Raw genomic sequence first — 19942 nt, 5'->3', positions numbered from 1 at the left:
TTATATGATTTAAATAAAACCATTATAACAACTGCAATTTTTGATTTTCGAGAGTTACATTAAAGCTTATATCCGCTTTAAGCGCTTTAAAAACCTTTAATATAGTATCTATAGTTGCGCTATTTGCACTACTTTCTAATTTTGAAATCTGAGCTTTTTTAACTCCAACTAATTCACCCAATTGTTCTTGAGTTAAATTACGTTCTTGTCTTGCTGTTTTAATCATTCTCCCTAAAACATCCATTCTAAGCTCATATTCATAGTTTTCTCTTTCTACAGAGCCTAAAGTTCCAATATATTTGTCCTTCATTTCTGAAAGAGAATATGATTTTATTTCTTCTTTTTCCATGACGTTAAATTTTTCCTTTTAAATCAAAATAATTGTTCTTTATTCTAACTGCTCTCTCAATTTCATTTGCCGGAACTTTATCTACCTTTTTGATAAATCCATGTGTAGCAAAAACTAGGGTATGATTGCTATTGGTTTTGTCCCAAAAGGCGAGCAATCTAACTTGTAAACCATTATACCTTATCCTAAATTCCCACATATCATGTTGCAATTTTTTAAACAACTTTGGGTCATTGGTTTGTTCTGCCAAATCTATATTGTAAAAAACCTTTTTTACAGTTTTTAAGTCAAGTGTCGCTATGAATTGATCAGCCTCTTCTAAAAATCTTGTTTCAAAGTATATCAACTTAAATATATTCAAAATTAATTAAAAGTTTCCAAATTTAGAAACTAACGTTTTTATCATTCATGAGACTCTTTTCTCGCAATATGAGCCGCACCAATTAAAGCCATCATTAATAAAATAGAAACCATTTCTAAGGGTAAAAGATATTTACTCATCATGTTTACACCTATATTTTTAATGGTGTCATCTGTTACGGTTTTAACGTTTCCGCTCAATTGTGATGCTTTTATCCAGTTTAAAGATTCAAAATCTATTTTACTAAAAATCATCACCAAAATAAACAGGAAAGCAAAGGAGATAATTACCCCGGCTAAACGATTGGTAGATAATAAACCAGAAGATATTTTCCCAAAACCATCTAATGATTCTTTGTTGGAGAGCATAAATGCAAAAAGCAATAAAACTAAAACGCCACCTACGTAAATCACAACCTGCGTTAAAGCCACAAAATCTGCCAAAGCAAAAACATATAATCCGGCAACGGCAAATAAAGTCACAAAAAACATAAATACAGAACGAACCAAATGCCCACTACTCACCACAAAAACACCGCTGAGCACCGCAATAGCCGCTAAAATGTAAAATATAATTTGCGCTACATCCATCTTTATTGATCTTCTGCTTTATTCATAGCCGCTAACTTTGCAGCTTGTCTTTCGGTCTGCTGCTTTTCTAATTCTGCTCTCTTTTGTTGGGCTTCTTGCTCTGTCATGGTGGCAAATTTGTAATTCAAATCAGAAATATGAGTCACACTTTTATCGTATTCAGGCGTCATCACAATACATTCGGTTGGGCAAACCGTAGTGCATAAACCGCAATACATACATTTGGCCATGTCTATATCAAACTTAGGCGCATACAAACGTTTTACAGATCCATCAGAGGTTTTACCAATCGCTTCGGTAGATTTTATAGCCTCAATTTCAATGCAATTTACCGGACAAATTTTGGCGCATAAATCACACACAATGCAATCATCAATTTCTACATTTAACTGATAACGCCCCACCTCTGGCACCGGTAATTTCTGATGCGGATATTGAACCGTAGCAATCCCATTTTGCTGTTCAAAATAATCGGCTTCTTTAATTCCCTTTACTTTTTTAGATTTTCTAGCGCCCACAAAATGCCCCATGGTTAAGGATAAACCTTTCCATGCCGTTAAAAATCCATTTAAAGCAGTTTTTATCATTTTAAAAAAGCAATAATCTCCATAATCCCGAGGCTACCAAACAGGCAAAAGCTAGGGGCGTTAACACTTTCCAGCAAAGCGACATTAACTGATCCACCCTCATTCGAGGTAAAGTCCAGCGAATCCACATTTGAATGGCTACTATCAATAAACTTTTGCCCATCACCCAAAAAATACCCCAGTAAATTCCAGTGGTATAATCGGCTAATTTTAAACTCCCAATATTTGGGAAAGGCGTGTTCCAACCTCCTAAAAACAAAGTAACCCCAAACATGGCTACCAAAAACATCATGGCATATTCGGCTAAAAATATGAACGCAAAACGCAGTCCGGTGTATTCAGTATGGAAGCCCCCAATCAACTCAGATTCTGCCTCTGGAATATCAAAAGGAGCTCTATTACATTCGGCCAAAGAAGCAATAAAGTAAATAATGTAAGCAATAATTAGGTGCGGAGATTGAAAAACATTCCAGGCCAAAATACCTCCAATTTGGTTCACCTCTAAAAAGCCCAAAAACTTAATTTCTTGAGTGGCTAAAATTCCCTGATTATAATTGATGACTTGTAAATCTAAGCTTTGGGCAATCATCACCGCAGAAATAATGGCAAAACCCGCTGGAATTTCATAAGAAACCATTTGCGCTACCGAACGAACCGCCCCAAATAAACTGTATTTGTTATTAGAGCCCCAACCCGCCATCAAAATGCCCAATGCCTCTACAGAAATAATGGCGAAAACATAAAAAACACCAATATTCATACTGGCAGGAACCAAATTTGGCGCCCAAGGTAAAGCCACAAAACCTAAAAAAACAGCTATAAAAATAATAACCGGGGCCAGCGTAAACAAAACCTTATCAGCAACGGTGGGGACAATAAATTCTTTTTGAATAAGCTTTAAAATGTCTGCAAAAGTTTGCAATAAACCGTATTTTCCCACTTCCATGGGGCCCAAACGATCTTGTATGAAAGCTGAAATTTTACGCTCGGCATATACGCTCAGCAGCGAAAACACAGCGATAAAGCTAAAAATAGAAGCCGCAACCAAAAAATATAAGAGGTAAAAATTCAATCTCTAAGCCTTGTTTTTGAGATGCAAACTTAAGGATTTTGAGTAAAGAATTACGCTTTTAAGCTGATGAATTACAAATAACTACTAAATTAATAGACATTATTATTTTTATGTTAAGAAAAGGTAAGCTATTGCTGTTTATTTCCGCCAGTCGGGTTTTACGCTATACTCCGTTTGCCTTTGAAAAAAAGGCAATCCGGGGTGCCGCTTCACCCCCGTTTATTTAACTTTGGGTTGGTGAATTTTTAGTTAGATTTACTTTAGCCGAGTCTGGAGACTCTTTTCCATTATTAAATCCTTAGAGCCCTGCGGAACTCTAAGGACAGAAAAATTAATATCTTTGAATCTCCGTATGTTCAAACCAACCAAAGCCTCAGTCATGAAAAAATATAAAATCATCCTCAGCATTTTATTAAGCATTGTGGTTCTTTATCAAACTGCTCCTTTAATAGCAAAGCAATTAGTGGAAGCTTATTTATTAGAAAACGAGAAGGATATTGCGGTGCAAGAACCGGGCACTCATAATGGTGGAGGCATCACTACAGGTTCTCATTTTTTTGCTAAAGCAAAGGATCTTAAACTGGTTTTCAAAAAAAGAGTGCTAAAACCGGGTTCGGCAATTGGGTATCATTTACAAAAGGAAGATGAAATTTATTATGTTGTTGATGGGGAAGGCGAAATGCAAATGAATGGCAGCTCTTTTAAAGTAAAAGCTGGTGATGCAGTTTTAACCCGACCAGGAAGTTCGCATGGTTTAAAGGTAATTGGCAATAAAGATTTAACCATTATTATTAATTACGAAAAGCGTTAGTAAATCATTCTAAACACAGGTTTATCAATAGAAAATTATATCATGCAAAAGTGGAAACAAAAGGCAATTGTTCAAAAAATTATTTCCTTTTTACCGCTAAGCCAACAAATCAATTACATTTTTCAGAAGTATGTTACCAAAGGTGTAAACCTATCTGATGAATATTTTTATGACAGACTTGCACATGCAAGAGATCATCTAAAAGCTTTTCAGAAATATGGTAACAAACCAATTCCGGCGACTTGCCTAGAAATAGGAACTGGTTGGTATCCCATTGTCCCTATCAGTTTCTTTTTAGTTGGTACGGACCAAATATATTCAGTAGATATTTCATTCTTAACCTCCAAAAAGAGAATAAAAACTACTTTAGAGAAGTTAGTTACTTGTTATGATTTAGGACAACTAAAAAATCACTTCGATTTTATACCAAGCAAACTGGAGATCACCCAAGATATTCTTCTAAAATATGACACCCTTTCTTTGGAGGAAATCCTTCAAAAATTAAACATCATTTACCTTATTGAAGATGCAAGGAAACTTTCACTAGCCGGTAATTCTGTTGATTTAATTAATTCTAACAACACATTTGAACATATATATCCCGATATTTTGATTCCGATAATGGCCGAGTTTAATAGAGTGGTAAAAAAACAGAATGGAGTAATGTCGCATTTTATTGACCTTTCAGATCATTTTGCACATTTAGATTCATCTATAAATATTTATAACTTTTTGCAGTTTTCTGACCTAGAATGGAAATGGATTGACAACTCCATTCAGCCTCAAAACAGGTTAAGAATTTATGATTACAAACAAATTTATTCCGATTTAAAAATCCCCATTTCGGAAGAATCTTTTAGGGAGGGCAACTTAGGAGAACTAACTCAAATTTCACTTGCAGATAAATTTAAAAATAAACCCTTAGAAGAAACTGCCATTAGCCATTGTCATTTTATATCTAATATGGCTAAAAAAGAGGGCTCATCTAAAACCTTTAGCATTTAAAATTTAGCTATTATTGCATGGCTGTAAATTTTAAATCGGTACAATTAAAAAGATGGAAATCTTAAACATCAATACTTCTAGGCTACAAATACGCAACCTTAAATTAATAGATTTAAGTGACTTTCATGTTTATCGCTCAAATCCAGAAGTCACAAAATACCAAGGATTTGATGTGATGAATTTAGAGCAAGCTGAAGATTTTATTCAATCTCAGTTAGATAAAAAGTTTGGTGCCGCTGGCGAATGGGTTCAATATGGAATTGAGCACAAACAAACTGGAAAAATTATTGGAGACTGTGCCATTAAACTTCAAGATGATGATGTTAGAATTGCAGAAATAGGAATTACTATTTCACACCTTCAGCAAAAAAATGGCTTTGCAAAAGAAGTGCTTTTAGGAATTATGACATTTCTATTCGACATAAAAAACATACACAGAGTAGTTGAAATTGTTGATGCAGAAAACATTGCTTCCATTAATTTATTAAAAAGTGTTGGTTTTAGACAGGAAGGGCACTTTATTGAGAATATATTTTTTAAAGGAAAATGGGGAAGTGAATTTCAATATGCTTTATTAAAAAAAGAATGGGATGCTAAATCTTAATTATTTAAACCAAAACAGATGAGCATCGCTATAATTTTTAACCATAAAGATCCAAAACATTGGGCAACTGCTTTGCAAGCTCACCTTCCCGAAACCTTAGTAGAGATTTATCCAAATATCAAGGATAAAGAATCTGTAGAATTTGTTTTATGCTGGAAACCAGATGCTGATGTTTTAGCTAATTTTCCAAATGTAAAAGTGATTCAATCTGTTGGTGCTGCCATAGATCATATCACTAAAAAACAAGAAATTAAAGAAAATCAAACGGTTTGTAGAATTGTAGATGAAAACCTGTCACATGATATGTTTGAGTTTTTATTGACCACAATTTTAGTTCAGCTTAAAAATATCCCTTTATACAGCCAGCAAAAGGAGCATAAATTATGGCAACCTAAAACTTATAAAAACATTGCTAACACTCATATTTCTATTTTAGGTATAGGAGAAATTGGTGCTGATGTAGCAAAAAAATTGGCGATAATTGGCTTTACAGTAAAAGGCTGGTCGGGGTCTAAAAAGGATATTACAGGTGTAGATTGCTATGCCGGAGCAGCAGAAATGGATAGCTGCTTAAAAAATACTGATGTGTTGATTAACCTACTTCCGGCAACCATACAAACAGAAAATATCATTAATAAAAGCCTTTTGATGAAACTTAATAAAGGCGGTTTTTTAATTAATGTGGGCAGAGGAGAGCATTTAGTAGAACAAGATTTAATGGAGCTCCTTAATACCGAACATCTTTCTGGCGCTTTCTTAGACGTTTTTAGAACCGAACCTTTACCAAGCGATCATCCTTTTTGGGCGCATCCAAAAATTCAAATTACCCCACATATTGCCAGCATTACCAATATAGAATCGGCAGTTTTATTGGTGGTAAAAAATTATAAAAATCTTTTAAACGGTTTACCTTTAAAACACACTGTATCATTAACTAAAGGATATTGATTAAATGAAAAACAGCTTTCACTACGCATTTAAAGTAAAAGACATAGCCAGTACTAAACGTTTTTATCATGAAATTTTAGGTTGTGCATTAGGCCGAGAAACTGATCATTGGGTTGATTTTGATTTTTTTGGTCATCAAATTTCGGCTCATGTTTCTAACCATATTCCCCAACTTGATTATTGCGGCTTGGTAGATGGCGTAAAAGTTCCTATTCCTCATTTTGGCTGCATTTTATCAATCGAAGAATTTGAAAAACTGAGTTTAAAATTAAAAGCAAACCAAGTTCATTTCATTATTGAACCTCAAACCAGATATGAAGGTCAAACAGGCGAACAAAAAATTCTATTTATTTTAGATTTCAGCAATAATCCCTTAGAATTTAAATGCTTTAAAAAACCTGAAGAGGTGTTTTTATAAAGCATTTACTGATCAAATTACTGACTAAAAGTTTAGTCTTAAATGATAGCCATCATTGATGAAAATTTAATAAGTACAGATATTTATTAAAAACCTATATCATGATTTTGCTTATTATCATCAGAAATATTTTTCTCGGATTTTTAAGCTGGCTCATTCCTTTTGGGTTTTCTTTCTTTTTTTACGATAGAAATGGCGAATTGCTAATCTCCTATAATTTATTTAAATCTATAATGCTTGTTTTTAGCAGTGTTGATGGCTGTTATTTGCTTTATCGCCATTTCAAAATATTAGGTAATCATTATATTTTAAATGGATTTATCACAGGCTTTTCTTGGTTTGCTATTAATATTATAATGGATACTATATTTCTGATTCCTATGATGAAAACTACGTTTACTAATTATTTTGTAGAAATTGGAATAAGAGATACCGTTATTTTAGTAATGAGTATTACTATTGGATATTTACTTGAGCATAAACAGCTAGGCACAAAAAAGATTAATCACACTAAAGTTTTGTAATGGCTTTTTACTGCGTTAAGGATTGAAGTGGATACCGGCCAAAAGCTTAAGGCCTTGAAGGCGTATGAACGTAAAGCCTGCTCGAACGCCCAAAAAACCTAATCGTAAAAACGCCAGCTTACTCCAAATTTTGCTAAAGCATAAGGCATTGGGTACTTATTTACAGTATAATAACCGGTAGAAAACAAACCTTGGTTGGCATAATCATACTTTAAAAACAGGTTAGCTCTTTTCCAATTGGTTCTTATCCAAACATCTACAATGGGGTAAGTATCAAAACGTAAGTTGCCGGCATTGTAAAACTGACCAATGGCTGGCGCATAAGATGGTGCGGTATATTTGCTAAAGTATTTTAAATCTACACCCATTTCTGTTTTTAAAACTTTAAAAAAGGTGTTTTTGAAATATAAACTATGAAAAGTATAAACTTCAGGCGTTCTTAATACGCTCTCAAAATCTGTTTTTTGGTAAACTAAATAGTTCTCAAAATTAAACTTCCCAAATTTAAAATCCTTTCTCACGCTCAGTTTTAAGAGATTAATATTGCTGGCAAACTGAGCTGGAATGGCATCTCCATTTGCACCTTGGTCAAAATAAAGATGATTAGAAATTAAAAAATACTCGGCCTTAGCCTTAAAAAAGTATTTGGGGTTTAAATAAGAAAAACCTAAATGCTGAGTCTTAGTTTTTTGAAAACTGGCATTCCATTGGTAATGGTTACTCAACTGGCGTTCATAAACCAAAGCCGGACTTTGGTTTTGCGAATACGCATCTAATACCACACTCCCCACTTTATTGCCTAGTTTAATTTCTGATTGCGCTTCGTACAAAAAATCTCCAAAATTTCTACCTTGAATAATTTGCTGAACCTTTAAATTTAAGCTGGCTTTATCACTAAAACCATAATCGGCATTACCGTTTAGGGTGATGTTTTGAAAATTAGTATCGTATGTATATTGCTGATATTTATAGTAATCATGCTGTATTCCTACGTTTACTTTAAGCTCATTTCTTAAAAAAGAAAGGCTTTTGCCACGTAAATAAAAGCTGTAAGAAAACTCGTTTTGCAGGTGTGTAATTTGAGTAGAATCAGACGTTTTTGATGAATCTTGATAGATATAGTAGTTTTTTAATAATTCACTATTATCATACCCATCATTGGTAAAATAAAACTTTTGAGTGTTGTACAACAATTTATAACTCACTCTTTGTGTGGGTAAAACTACGGCGTTGCTATCTATGCTTTTTTGCTTGCCTATGTTGTAAAATTGTTTGATATAAAAGCTATTATTTCTCCAGTTATGTTTGGCGGTATTTAATCTGGCATCTTCAAACTCGGGATCTATGTTAGTGGGTTGTGTAAAAACAGAATCGTTGTAAATAGAACCATTTTCATATCCTTTTAAATTGTTAAAAGTGCCGTTAAGCAGCATCGTATATCTTTTGTTTTTTGAATTATACCAGCTCCATAATGATGCATTAAGGTGATTTACAGCTAAGGCATCAGCTTTTTTAGCAGGTGAACCATAAAAAGAACGAGAGCCCATTTTAGCAAAACTACCTCCAATATTCCAATTGGGTTTTACATTTTGCGAGTGTACCACTCTAAACATTTGCTCTGTTAACCTACCAAAAGCAGGCGTAACATAGTAAAGTTCTGTATAAGGCGATTTAGCCTGATAATACATCACATCTTCAGGCTTTATCAAATACCTATCATAATAATGATAGCCAGCATCAAAACCTATGGTTTTAGCCGGATTAAACAATAAATCTCTGTAAGACATTCCGTTTAAACCTAAATTTATGGTAGGATTTTCAGGGTCATCAATAATTTTATTGCGATGAAAGTTTTGAATATTAGTATCTAAAGGAAAAATACGAGTGCTGTCTCTTAAAAATTCTTCTTTGGTAAATTTTATAAATTTAGCAGTATAAACAATGGAATCTCTTTTTGCATCTAACTGCTCTCTAAGCGAATCTATGTTTTCTACATTACCGTTAGTATTTGGATTTGTAGAAGTAGGTCTTTCTGGAAATTGCCTACCCGGTAAAATTTGGGCGTAAGAAAGTCCAAAAAAGAAAATAAATAGAATAAATAGAGAAAGCTTTTTCAATGTTATAGTTGTAAAATAAGCTCTTTTAAAACGGCTGTCATTTTTGGCTCGGCTTCCATCGCTATTTTAATTATTTCTTCAACCGAAACCGCCTTTAAAGTCTCAGGGAAACCTTCATCAGTTAATACCGAAATGGCAAAAACAGGTAACCCCATATGGTTTGCTACAATAACTTCAGGTACTGTACTCATTCCAACAGCATCTGCACCAATAATTCTTAGAAATTTATACTCGGCTTTGGTTTCTAAATTTGGCCCCGTTACCGATACATATACCCCTTTGTGGCAAGTAATATTTTTTTCTTTGGCGATGCTTAACGCTTTATCTATCAGTTCTTTTTGATAAGGTGCGCTCATATCAGGAAAACGCGGACCAAATTCCTCAAAATTGGTTCCAATTAAAGGATTATCAGGTTGTAAATTAATATGATCTTCAATCACCATTAAATCTCCTTTTCTAAAATCGGGATTTAAAGCTCCGCTGGCGTTAGAAACAAATAAAGTTTGGATGCCTAACATTTTTAAAACCCTTACCGGAAAAGTAATTTGCTTCATATTATAACCTTCGTAAAAGTGTAATCGGCCTTGCATAGCCACTACTTTTTTACCAGAAAGCGTACCAAAAATTAATTTACCCGAGTGAAATTCTAAGGTAGAAATTGGGAAATTGGGAATATTAGAATACATCAATTGATGCTCTATTTTTATCTCATTTACTAAGCCACCTAAGCCGGTTCCTAAAATAATTCCAATCTCGGGGTTAAAATCTCCTATTCTATGTTTAATGTAATCAATTGATTCTCTGATGTGATTGAGCATATTTTGTAATTAAATGATCGAATTCTGTTTTTTCATTTTCATCAAAACTTACGGTAATTTTCCATTCGAAGATGGGTAAACCTGCCAGTATTTTTTGAAACTCGGCTGACCTTAAACGTACAGCATCTTTTTGTGTTGTGACGATAATTTTATCACGCTGCGGCATCTGCTTAAAATCGCTTACAAGTTTAAGCATATTTTTTTGGCTAAACTGATGATGATCTGGATAAGCATGATGAAAAATAAGTGAGCTGTATTGCGCTAAAGCCGACACTAAAGGCTGAGTTTTAGCAATCCCGGTTAACAATAATACTCCGGTTTGTTTGCTAATGTTGCTTACCTCTAAAGTGGCATCACTAAAAACTGCTTGTAATTGAGGATGATAACTGATCCCAGAAAAAAATACTTTTTGATGCAAAAAAGGCTTTAAAGAATCCTTTATATTTTGCCTTTCGGCAGATAAAATACCATTTGGAGTTTTGGTGATTATTAAAATGTCGGCTCGGTTTCTCCCACTAAAAGGCTCTCTATAATTCCCTGCAGGTAAAAATAATTTTGGCTTTTGCAGCTGATGGTAATCAAACAAAAGAATACTTAACCCAGGTTTTACTGCCCTGTGTTGGTAAGCATCATCCATTAAAATTAATTGATATTCCTTCTGAATTTCATTGATCCCGGCTACCCTGTTTTCACAAACTGCAACCCCAACTTCCAAAAAATTTTGTTTGATTTGCAAAGGTTCATCACCTGTATTTAAGGCTTCATCATCGGGTTTAACCCATCTAAAACCTTTAGTTTTACGCCCATAACCTCGGCTTAAAGTCGCTGTTTTATAATCTTTTTGAAGTAAATGAAGAATATATTCTACCATAGGCGTTTTGCCAGACCCCCCTACTTCTAAATTACCGACAGAAATAATTGGGATTTGAAAAGAGGTAGATTTAAAAAAGCCCCAATCGTAAAATTTATTCCTAATAAAAATAACCGCTCCGTACAGCAAAGAAAAGGGGAATAATAAGTAACGGAGTTTATGCATTTAATTGATAGCTGTTGTTTTTTATGAAGCAAATTTAGTTAAAAGCAAATGGCAAATAAAGATTAGGTAATAAAAACAATTTTCATTCGCTTTCTATTCTTTACGTTGAAGATAAATTATTTTAAAAATGATAAAAATACTCACTCTTGTTTTGCTATTGATTTCTCAGGTTGCTTGTACTCAAACCACAAAAAACAAGTCAACTGCCAAAAAAGATAGCATTTATCAATATCAAACACCCAGTAGAGATGGCATTGGAAAAATTTATAAGGGCAGAGAAATATCTTTTACAATGGATGCAGCTGGTGCTGATTGGTTAGAACGTAACAATAGAAATGAAGAAGAAAATACCAGTTTGGCAATAAGTAAACTTCCTATAAATAGTAAAAGCATTGTTGCTGATATTGGCGCAGGAAGCGGTTATTATACTTTTAGAATAGCGCAAAAAGTTGCTGAAGGAAAAGTTTATGCTGTTGAAATTCAGGATGAGTTTATTAAGCTTTTAAAGCGAAATCAATTAGAAAAACACATTAAAAATGTTGAGGTGGTTAAAGGAAATGAGCAAAATCCAAATCTACCTGCAAATTCTATAGACTTAGCGATAATGGTTGATGTTTACCACGAGTTGGCTTATCCGAAAGAAATGTTATCGGCCTTAGCCAAAGCTTTAAAACCTGATGGAAAAATTTTACTGTTAGAATACCGAGCCGAAGACCCAACTATTGCCATTAAAGAATTACATAAAATGAGTGTAAAACAAGTAAGTAAAGAGATGGAAGCCAATGGGTTTAAGCTTTATAAACGAGAAGATTTTTTACCAATACAACACTTTTTGGCTTATGAAAAGCATATAAAATAAAAAACACAGAACTATTAATCCTGTGTTTTTTTACTCTAGTAAAATTATTTTTTACTGATAAATCTTATTCAAAAAGCCAGCTAATCTAATCCCAGCCTTCTGCATTCTTTCTTTATAAATTTCTGAATGATTTGGATAATAGGTATAATCAAAATCAGAACTTTCTTCAGCTTCAGCGTATAATTTAGTAGCAATTTGGTATGATTCAAATAACCAAACGGTTACCTCATCACTTTGCCATTTTTTAATTTTATCATCGCTAACGTTATCAAACGCAGTAGCCATTTCTGTAAAACTAAAGCCATTGTATTCTACTAAACCACTATCCCAAAGTGAATGCATATTAGTGTCTCTACCTCTAAATTTCACTTTAATATCATTCCCGCCTTTATCCTCACCTCTTCCAACATGAAAAGGCTGGTGTAAATCTCCAACTAAGTGAATAATAAATTTCAACGCAAAAACTTGGTCAGCTTTTGAACTATTTTTATCTCTTAATTGCTTCTCCATTTTTAGCAAAGCATTATAAACATTTGCACCGGTATCAGCCTTTAAAGCTTCCACATATTGCTCGTAATTTAAACCTTGCTTTAAATTTACATAATGCCATGGCGCTGTGTAAGAAAATTCCTTTGCAGATCTTACATCATCTGCATAAGTACTTACCAAAGGCATGGTCTCTGCACCTAATAAATTGGTGACTGCAATTTTTGCTCTAGGAGTTAAATGGTTTTCGGCAATTTTACCAATTGATCTATGCGCAACTACACCCCAAGAAACTAAGGATAAAGCCACAATAACAAAAGCAAAAGGAATAATTTTTTTAATCTGCATAGTTTAAAATTTATTGGTCAAATATAGGTTTTCGTTAACAAATGAAAAGCCTGTAACAGATATATAACATTGTGTTTACCTCAAATTTACACCTCTCTATAAAAATTGTTTAAAAAAATTCCATCACTAAATTGATACTCTTTTAAAGAAATCGTTTAAAACATAAAACCTTATATTTGCTACAAACCATAAATTAAATATCTATGCTTAAAGGATTTTTTAACGTCCCTGTACCTACTAATGAACCTATTTATAGCTACGCCCCTGGAACCAAAGAAAGAGCTTTACTTAAAAATGCGCTGGCCGAAGCCCGAAGTAAACAAATAGATATTCCAATGTATATTGGAAATGCAGAAGTAACAACTAACAAAAAAGTTGCTATTCGCCCTCCTCATGATCATCAGCATATTTTAGGCTATTTTAATTACGGCGATAAAAGCCATGTAGAAAAAGCTATTGAAGCTGCATTAGCTGCCAAAAAAGATTGGGAAAACTTAGCTTGGGAACATAGAGCTGCCATATTTTTAAAAGCTGCCGATTTAGTTGCTGGCAAATATCGTTACGAGTTAAATGCAGCTACCATGCTTGGCCAATCTAAAAATGCTTTTCAAGCCGAGATTGATGCCGCTTGTGAATTGATAGATTTTCTGAGATTTAACGTGAGTTATATGGAAGAAATTTACAAGCAACAGCCGCCTGTTTCACCTCGTGGCGTATGGAATAGATTGGAGCAAAGACCATTAGAAGGTTTTATTTTTGCTTTAACACCATTTAATTTTACCGCTATTGCGGGAAACCTACCTACTTCTTGCGCCATGATGGGCAATGTTGTGGTTTGGAAACCAGCAGATACCCAAGTATATGCCGCTAATGTATTAATGAAAATTTTTAAAGAAGCTGGCGTACCTGATGGCGTAATCAATTTAATTTATGCTGATGGACCAGAAGTTGGTGAAGTAGTTTTTAATCATCCAGATTTTGCAGGTATTCATTTTACTGGCTCTACTCCTGTTTTTCAACACATTTGGAAAACCATAGGAACCAATATTCATAAGTACAAAAGCTATCCTAGAATTGTAGGAGAAACTGGCGGGAAAGATTTCATTCTGGTTCATGCTTCCGCAGATTATAAAGCCGCAGCTACGGGTATTGTTCGTGGTGCGTTTGAATATCAAGGACAAAAATGCTCTGCTGCTTCTAGGGCATATATTCCCAAATCTTTATGGCCACAAATGAAAGAAATGATGTTGGCAGACATTGCTACTTTTAAAATGGGACCAACAGAAGATTTTGCCAATTTTGTAAATGCAGTAATTGATGAAAAATCTTTTAAAAAACTAGCTAAATATTTAGATCAGGCTAAAAATGATGCGGATGCAGAGATTATTTGCGGTGGTAATTATGATCAATCTAAAGGTTATTTTATTGAGCCTACCATTATTGTAGCCAGCCAACCCAAATATACCACCATGTGCGAAGAACTTTTTGGGCCAGTTTTAACCATTTATGTTTATGATGATAAAGATTTTGAAAAAACACTTAAGCTAGTTGATGAAACTTCTATTTACGCTTTAACCGGAGCTATCTTTGCTCAAGATAGATATGCAATAGAACAAGCATCAGTAGCTTTAAGAAATGCCGCAGGTAATTTTTATATTAATGATAAATGTACCGGAGCTGTAGTTGGTCAACAACCTTTTGGTGGCGCCAGAGGATCAGGCACTAATGATAAAGCCGGCTCGATGATTAATTTACTTCGTTGGGTATCACCAAGAACCATCAAAGAAAGCTTTGAACCACCAGTTGATTACAGATATCCTTTCTTAGAGCAAGAATAATTTTAAATTAAGTAAGCATTTAGAAGCAAGATGAAAATCTTGCTTTTTTTGTTTAATCCTTTTTTAAACAAAAAAGAAATTTGAAAGGTTTTATAATTTTGAACTCATTATTTTATCTCACAAATTATAAACATTTAGCTCTGTGGCCTCCGCGTCCTCCGTGGTTAAAATTTTTCATCATAGATAAAAGATTTTATTCTGTCGTATTTCAGAGCCTTAACAAGGTTTTTTTTTTAAACACAGAGAGACAGAGAACACAGAGTAAAAAGATAATCTTTTATAAACAAATTAAATTACGCTAAAGGAACTGCTCAGCTTTACAAACCAAAATTAAATTGCTCTAATTTTTAATTAGAACAATAAAAGTGTTTCTTTTCTAAGACGGCCTAAAATTCAAAGATATCCCGCTATAGATGCCTTATCACTATAAAGTGCAATTGGTCTGCTTATTGTAAACATCACACAAACCTCAAAAAAAAACTTAAAATGAGAAATTTAAAAACATTATTAAAAACAGCATTAGTAATTAGCCCAATTGTGATTTTAGCTTCTTGCGGTAAACCCGAAGCTAAGTTTGAAAATCTAGAAACAGGCGAAAAAGTATTTATCATTAAAGACCCAGAAACTGGCTTTGCCATGGACAGTATTGCAAACAAACCAGTTAAATTCTATGTGGATTTGACCACAAAAGACACCATTTATGGCGAAACTGGAGTAGTAGTGAATAATTCAATAATTAAAACTTCCGAAGGTACTTACATTTTAGATGAGTCTAAGTTTGATGATAATGTTGAAGTAGATATTAACTCTGGAGATGTAAAAATCAAGGTTGATGGTGACGAAACCAAAATCAAAACTGATGAAAAGAAAATAAAGATTGACGGCGACGAAAAGAAAGTTAAATACAATAATTAAACAACATGAAAAAGATTATACTTAGTGTAGCAATGATTGCAGTAATTTTTACAGCTTGTAATAATAAAACTGCAGAAAACAACGATGGTGATAGCACCATGATGATGTCTGATGATGATATGATAGAGGTTGAAAAACCAATCGTAAAATCAGGAAAATATGTAAACCTTGCCGACGGACAAACCGTTTATATCATTGCTGACCCAACCACCGGAGTTGCCATTGATAGCGTTACTAAAGCCACCATAGAATTTTATTACGATCCAATTACTTTAGATACAATTTATCAAAACGGTTATGTAGTTAACAGTATGTTGATCAAAGAAAAAGATGGTAAGTATAAGTTAGATGGTATGAAAATTAAAATTGATGGCGATAAAATCAAAATCAAAACAGATTCTTCTAAAATGAAAATGGATGGAGAAGATATGAAAATGAAAACTGATGATGGTGATACCACCATTAAAGTTAAAAACTAATCTTTCTTACAAATGATTTTAAATAGCCCAAATTGGGCTATTTTTTTTGAAAAAAATATTTTATTGAATACAAAATCTGATCATCCCATCAAAATCCTTTTCCTACTAAATCCTGCTATTTAATCAATACAATATCAGCTCATACGCTTAATGTTTTTAAACCATAATTTAAATTAGTTATTGATTTTTCACCTATCAATCAATTGTAACATCATACCTAAAGAAGAACAACCCAACTTTCTAAATCATAAAAATCGGCTACCTTAGCTGATAAAGAGTATTTAAGTTTATGACTACCTACAACATATTAATATTATTAAGCGGACTGGTAATTTTTTCTTACCTATTTGATATGATAGCCAAGCGGACCAAAATACCATCAGTACTGTTGTTACTAATATTGGGGATAGGCTTAAAGCAGGTTGTAAATTATTTTGGATTTGAAACCTTCGATTTTTTAAAAATTTTGCCAACCCTTGGTACGGTTGGTTTAATTTTGATTGTATTTGAAGGAGCGTTAGAATTAAAGTATGAGAATAAAAAAAACAAACTCATTAAAAAAACTTTCTTTGCTGCTTTTTTTATTTTATTGTTTACTACAGCAGCCATTACAGTTATTTTGCATGAACTTACACAATCTTCCTACTACCTTTGCTTTATAAATGCCATCCCATTTAGTATCATCAGTTCGGCTATTGCTATCCCATCAGTAAGTGGAATCACTCAAAAACATAAAGAATTTGTGATATATGAATCCTCCTTTTCTGATATTGTGGGTATCATTCTATTTAATTTTGCAATAAGTAACGAAAGTTATAATGTAACTGCTTTCGCCAATTTAGGGATGGAGCTCATATCAATTATTATTTTCGCAGCCGCTTCTTGCCTTTTACTACTTTACCTTATCGGAAAAATCAATCATCACGTAAAGTTTTTCTTGATCATTTCTATATTGGTTTTGGTGTATGCTATTGGTCAAAGTTTTCACCTTTCTGCATTAATTATTGTTTTAGCCTTTGGCTTATTTTTAAATAATGCCGAAGAAATTAAGATCCCATTTTTCAGAAAGCATTTTATTTACCCAAACCTTTCTAAAGATTTGGTGCAACTCCATCAACTTTCTGCCGAAAGCGCTTTTATTATTAGAACATTCTTCTTTGTAATATTTGGTTTTACCATCATTATAGAACAATTACAAGATTTAACATTAATACAACATTCACTACTAATATTAACTGCTATATATTTAATCAGACTTCTATATTTAAAGTTTATTGCTAAAGAGTCTATATCTCCATTGGTTTCTATCACTCCCAGAGGGCTTATCAGCATACTTTTATTCTATAATTTACCACAAGAACTTAGAATTAGTGGTGTAGAAACTGGCTTGCTTTTCCTTATGATTTTAGCTACCAGCATCATTATGAGTTTAGGTTTACTAGGTGCTAAAAAAGCAGAGAAACCATTGCCATAATTAAATGTTTAACCAAGAATAAAAGAATTTCAATAAATTTGTCAAATCTTGAAAGATTTACTCCTTATCACTCCTCCTTTTACACAGCTTAATACGCCTTATCCGGCAACGGCTTATTTAAAAGGATTTTTGAATACCAAAAACATCAGCGCTTTTCAAATGGATTTGGGTATAGAAGTAATTTTAGCCCTTTTTTCTAAAGAAAATTTAAATCAGCTTTTCGATTTTACTTATCAAAACAATAAAATAAACGATGCAAATTCGCAAAGAATTTATGCTTTAAAAGACCATTATCTGCAAACCATAGATGAAGTAATTTCCTTTTTACAGGGAGAAAATCAAACATTTGCCAGGCAAATTTGTACCGATAATTTTTTACCACAAGCCTCCAGATTTGCACAGCTTGATGACATGGACTGGGCTTTTGGTAACATGGGCATTCAAGATAAAGCCAAACATTTAGCCACTTTATACCTCGAAGATTTATCAGACTATATTATAGCTTGCGCCGATGAAAATTTTGGCTTCAGCCGATATGCCGAAAGATTAGGCCGAAGTGCCAATGATTTTAATGAGTTATACACTTTTCTTCAGCAAGAAATCACCTATATAGACCAAATTACCTTAAAAATATTAGATCAAAAACTACAAACCATTCAGCCTAAACTGGTATGCTTTTCTGTACCATTTCCAGGAAATTTATACAGCTCTTTTAGGTGTGCCCAATATATTAAAAAGCATTTTCCGACTATAAAAATTGCTATGGGTGGTGGCTTTCCAAACACCGAATTAAGAAGTATTTCTGACCCTCGTGTTTTTGACTTTTTTGATTACATCACTCTAGACGATGGTGAATTACCTATAGAATTGTTGGTGTCTAATATTTTAAACCCGTCAACAAATAATCCAAACCATAACTTTTTTAAAAGAACCTTTTTAAGAGAAAATGGAATGGTAGTTTACAACAATTTTTCGTTAAGAAAAGACTATAAACAAAATGAATTAGGTACGCCAGATTATTCAGATTTATATTTAGATAAATATATTTCGGTCATAGAAATTACCAATCTCATGCATAGTTTATGGAGCGATGGCCGATGGAATAAGCTTACCATGGCACATGGTTGTTATTGGGGAAAATGCACTTTTTGCGATGTTTCTTTAGATTATATTAAAGTTTACGAGCCTATTGCCGCCAAATTACTGGCAGATAGAGTTGAAGAAATGATTGCCCAAACCGGCGAAAAAGGATTTCATTTTGTAGATGAAGCTGCTCCTCCTGCTTTAATGCGCAGCTTCGCTTTAGAAATCATAAAAAGAAAATTAACCATCACTTGGTGGACAAACATTCGCTTTGAAAAAAGCTTCACCAAAGACCTTTGCATTTTATTAAAAGCATCTGGTTGCATTGCCGTTTCTGGCGGTTTAGAAGTAGCTTCTGACAGATTATTAGCCTTAATAGAAAAAGGTGTAACTGTAGAACAAGTGGCCAGGGTAACCAATAATTTCACAAATTCTGGTATTATGGTACATGCTTATTTAATGTATGGCTACCCCACCCAAACAGTGCAAGAAACGGTTGACAGCTTAGAAATGGTGCGTCAAATGTTTGAATCTGGCATTTTACAATCAGGTTTTTGGCATCAGTTTGCTTTAACGGCACATAGTCCGGTGGGTTTAAATCCAGCAGCTTTTGGCATTATTCCCCAAAAAAAAGACATTACTTTTGCTCATAATGATATTGAGTTTACCGATAAAACAGGCATCAATCATGATAAATTTAGCTTCGGATTAAAAAAATCACTGTTCAATTTTATGCATGGCATTTGCTTCGATTTTCCTTTACAAGATTGGTTCGATTTTAAAATTCCTCGCACCAGCATTAAAAAAGATTTCATCCAAAACTGTTTAACAACAGATGAGCATTTTAACACCAAACCAACCGCTAAAGTGGTTTGGTTAGGCGGTAAACCCACCACAGCTTCTTATACCAAATCTAAAAGAGGGCAAACTTGGGACTTGCTAAAAATGACTTTTCATGATAAAAAAGAAAGTTTTGAGATCAACTTAGATCAAGATAAAGGACTGTGGTTAGCTCAAACATTAGAAAAATTAAGCGCCCAGCAAGAAAACCTCCTCACCTTTGAGCAACTAAAAACCAACTTTGAACAACAATTTGATGATTTTGAGCTGTTTTGGTATGCCAAACCCATCAATACCTTAAGAGATTACGGCTTATTGGTTTTATAAATCAATTTTTTGAAAGGCAATGTTCCGTTTCCATAGGTTACGCTAGCCCCGGC

General features: G+C 33.5%; 21 protein-coding genes. 12 read left to right on the top strand and 9 right to left on the bottom strand.

What is annotated here, in order from left to right:
- Positions 1 to 22: 22 nt before the first annotated feature.
- Genes FA046_RS07485 through FA046_RS07465 form a run of 5 tightly spaced genes read right to left on the bottom strand, consistent with a single transcriptional unit; the run spans position 23 to position 2959 of the window.
- Entirely contained in the window at positions 23 to 349 is a 327-nt protein-coding gene (locus FA046_RS07485; RefSeq protein ID WP_136825763.1) for a helix-turn-helix domain-containing protein, read from the bottom strand.
- Between the two features lie 4 nt (positions 350 to 353).
- Positions 354 to 695 (bottom strand): type II toxin-antitoxin system RelE/ParE family toxin, encoded by a 342-nt coding sequence (locus tag FA046_RS07480; protein ID WP_136825762.1) that lies wholly within the window; start codon positions 693 to 695, stop codon positions 354 to 356.
- Between the two features lie 56 nt (positions 696 to 751).
- Complete coding sequence (locus FA046_RS07475) at positions 752 to 1300, bottom strand: NADH-quinone oxidoreductase subunit J family protein (protein WP_136825761.1); 549 nt, start codon at positions 1298 to 1300, stop codon at positions 752 to 754.
- Between the two features lie 2 nt (positions 1301 to 1302).
- Entirely contained in the window at positions 1303 to 1887 is a 585-nt protein-coding gene (locus FA046_RS07470; RefSeq protein WP_136825760.1) for a NuoI/complex I 23 kDa subunit family protein, read from the bottom strand.
- 1 nt (position 1888) lies between these two features.
- Positions 1889 to 2959, bottom strand: coding sequence for a complex I subunit 1/NuoH family protein (locus FA046_RS07465; RefSeq protein ID WP_136825759.1), 1071 nt, complete (start codon positions 2957 to 2959; stop codon positions 1889 to 1891).
- Between the two features lie 379 nt (positions 2960 to 3338).
- Between FA046_RS07465 and FA046_RS07460 the strand changes: the two genes are divergently transcribed.
- The 6 genes from FA046_RS07460 (at position 3339) to FA046_RS07435 (ending at position 7269) form a co-directional block, all read left to right on the top strand.
- Positions 3339 to 3770 carry a cupin domain-containing protein gene (locus tag FA046_RS07460; RefSeq protein ID WP_136825758.1) on the top strand — a complete coding sequence of 144 codons (432 nt, stop codon included), beginning with the start codon at positions 3339 to 3341 and terminating at the stop codon, positions 3768 to 3770.
- A gap of 42 nt (positions 3771 to 3812) precedes the next feature.
- A complete protein-coding gene (locus FA046_RS07455) occupies positions 3813 to 4775 on the top strand; it encodes a class I SAM-dependent methyltransferase (RefSeq protein WP_136825757.1) in 963 nt (320 codons plus the stop codon).
- A 52-nt stretch (positions 4776 to 4827) separates the two neighbouring features.
- A complete protein-coding gene (locus FA046_RS07450; protein ID WP_136825756.1) occupies positions 4828 to 5379 on the top strand; it encodes a GNAT family N-acetyltransferase in 552 nt (183 codons plus the stop codon).
- Positions 5380 to 5397: 18 nt separating this feature from the next.
- The gene (locus tag FA046_RS07445) at positions 5398 to 6327 is read left to right on the top strand and encodes a 2-hydroxyacid dehydrogenase (protein WP_136825755.1); all 930 of its coding nucleotides are present in this window, start codon (positions 5398 to 5400) and stop codon (positions 6325 to 6327) included.
- 4 nt (positions 6328 to 6331) lie between these two features.
- The gene (locus FA046_RS07440) at positions 6332 to 6745 is read left to right on the top strand and encodes a VOC family protein (protein WP_136825754.1); all 414 of its coding nucleotides are present in this window, start codon (positions 6332 to 6334) and stop codon (positions 6743 to 6745) included.
- Positions 6746 to 6846: 101 nt separating this feature from the next.
- A complete protein-coding gene (locus tag FA046_RS07435) occupies positions 6847 to 7269 on the top strand; it encodes a hypothetical protein (protein ID WP_136825753.1) in 423 nt (140 codons plus the stop codon).
- A gap of 98 nt (positions 7270 to 7367) precedes the next feature.
- Here the strand turns inward: FA046_RS07435 and FA046_RS07430 are convergent, their stop codons facing one another.
- From FA046_RS07430 to lpxK, 3 genes are read right to left on the bottom strand one after another with little or no spacing between them, the layout of a single operon-like run.
- Entirely contained in the window at positions 7368 to 9386 is a 2019-nt protein-coding gene (locus tag FA046_RS07430; RefSeq protein ID WP_225870895.1) for a putative porin, read from the bottom strand.
- A 2-nt stretch (positions 9387 to 9388) separates the two neighbouring features.
- A complete protein-coding gene (locus FA046_RS07425) occupies positions 9389 to 10204 on the bottom strand; it encodes a purine-nucleoside phosphorylase (RefSeq protein WP_136825752.1) in 816 nt (271 codons plus the stop codon).
- Entirely contained in the window at positions 10176 to 11240 is a 1065-nt protein-coding gene (gene lpxK, locus FA046_RS07420; protein WP_136825751.1) for a tetraacyldisaccharide 4'-kinase, read from the bottom strand. Before lpxK ends, FA046_RS07425 begins: the two co-directional genes overlap by 29 nt.
- A 127-nt stretch (positions 11241 to 11367) precedes the next feature.
- On the opposite strand from lpxK, the gene FA046_RS07415 reads away from it, so the two are divergent.
- Positions 11368 to 12099, top strand: coding sequence for a class I SAM-dependent methyltransferase (locus FA046_RS07415; protein WP_136825750.1), 732 nt, complete (start codon positions 11368 to 11370; stop codon positions 12097 to 12099).
- Between the two features lie 51 nt (positions 12100 to 12150).
- On the opposite strand, the gene FA046_RS07410 is transcribed toward FA046_RS07415, so the two are convergent.
- Positions 12151 to 12933 carry a S1/P1 nuclease gene (locus tag FA046_RS07410; protein ID WP_136825749.1) on the bottom strand — a complete coding sequence of 261 codons (783 nt, stop codon included), beginning with the start codon at positions 12931 to 12933 and terminating at the stop codon, positions 12151 to 12153.
- A 203-nt stretch (positions 12934 to 13136) separates the two neighbouring features.
- Between FA046_RS07410 and pruA the strand changes: the two genes are divergently transcribed.
- The 5 genes from pruA to FA046_RS07385 all read left to right on the top strand — a co-directional run bounded on the left by pruA (position 13137) and on the right by FA046_RS07385 (position 19889).
- Complete coding sequence (gene pruA / locus FA046_RS07405; protein ID WP_136825748.1) at positions 13137 to 14771, top strand: L-glutamate gamma-semialdehyde dehydrogenase; 1635 nt, start codon at positions 13137 to 13139, stop codon at positions 14769 to 14771.
- 486 nt (positions 14772 to 15257) lie between these two features.
- Positions 15258 to 15686: a hypothetical protein gene (locus tag FA046_RS07400; protein WP_136825747.1), complete on the top strand. Its 429-nt coding sequence runs from the start codon at positions 15258 to 15260 to the stop codon at positions 15684 to 15686.
- 5 nt (positions 15687 to 15691) lie between these two features.
- Positions 15692 to 16165 (top strand): hypothetical protein, encoded by a 474-nt coding sequence (locus FA046_RS07395; RefSeq protein WP_136825746.1) that lies wholly within the window; start codon positions 15692 to 15694, stop codon positions 16163 to 16165.
- Between the two features lie 289 nt (positions 16166 to 16454).
- On the top strand, positions 16455 to 17639 hold the full coding sequence (locus tag FA046_RS07390) for a cation:proton antiporter domain-containing protein (RefSeq protein WP_136825745.1): 1185 nt from the start codon (positions 16455 to 16457) through the stop codon (positions 17637 to 17639).
- 48 nt (positions 17640 to 17687) lie between these two features.
- Positions 17688 to 19889: a B12-binding domain-containing radical SAM protein gene (locus FA046_RS07385; protein ID WP_136825744.1), complete on the top strand. Its 2202-nt coding sequence runs from the start codon at positions 17688 to 17690 to the stop codon at positions 19887 to 19889.
- Positions 19890 to 19942 lie beyond the last annotated feature (53 nt).

It is taken from the genome of Pedobacter cryophilus, assembly GCF_005116455.1.
Lineage (GTDB): Bacteria > Bacteroidota > Bacteroidia > Sphingobacteriales > Sphingobacteriaceae > Pseudopedobacter > Pseudopedobacter cryophilum.
Note: the sequence above shows the minus strand (reverse complement) of the source record. Positions and strands in the feature narration are given on the sequence as shown.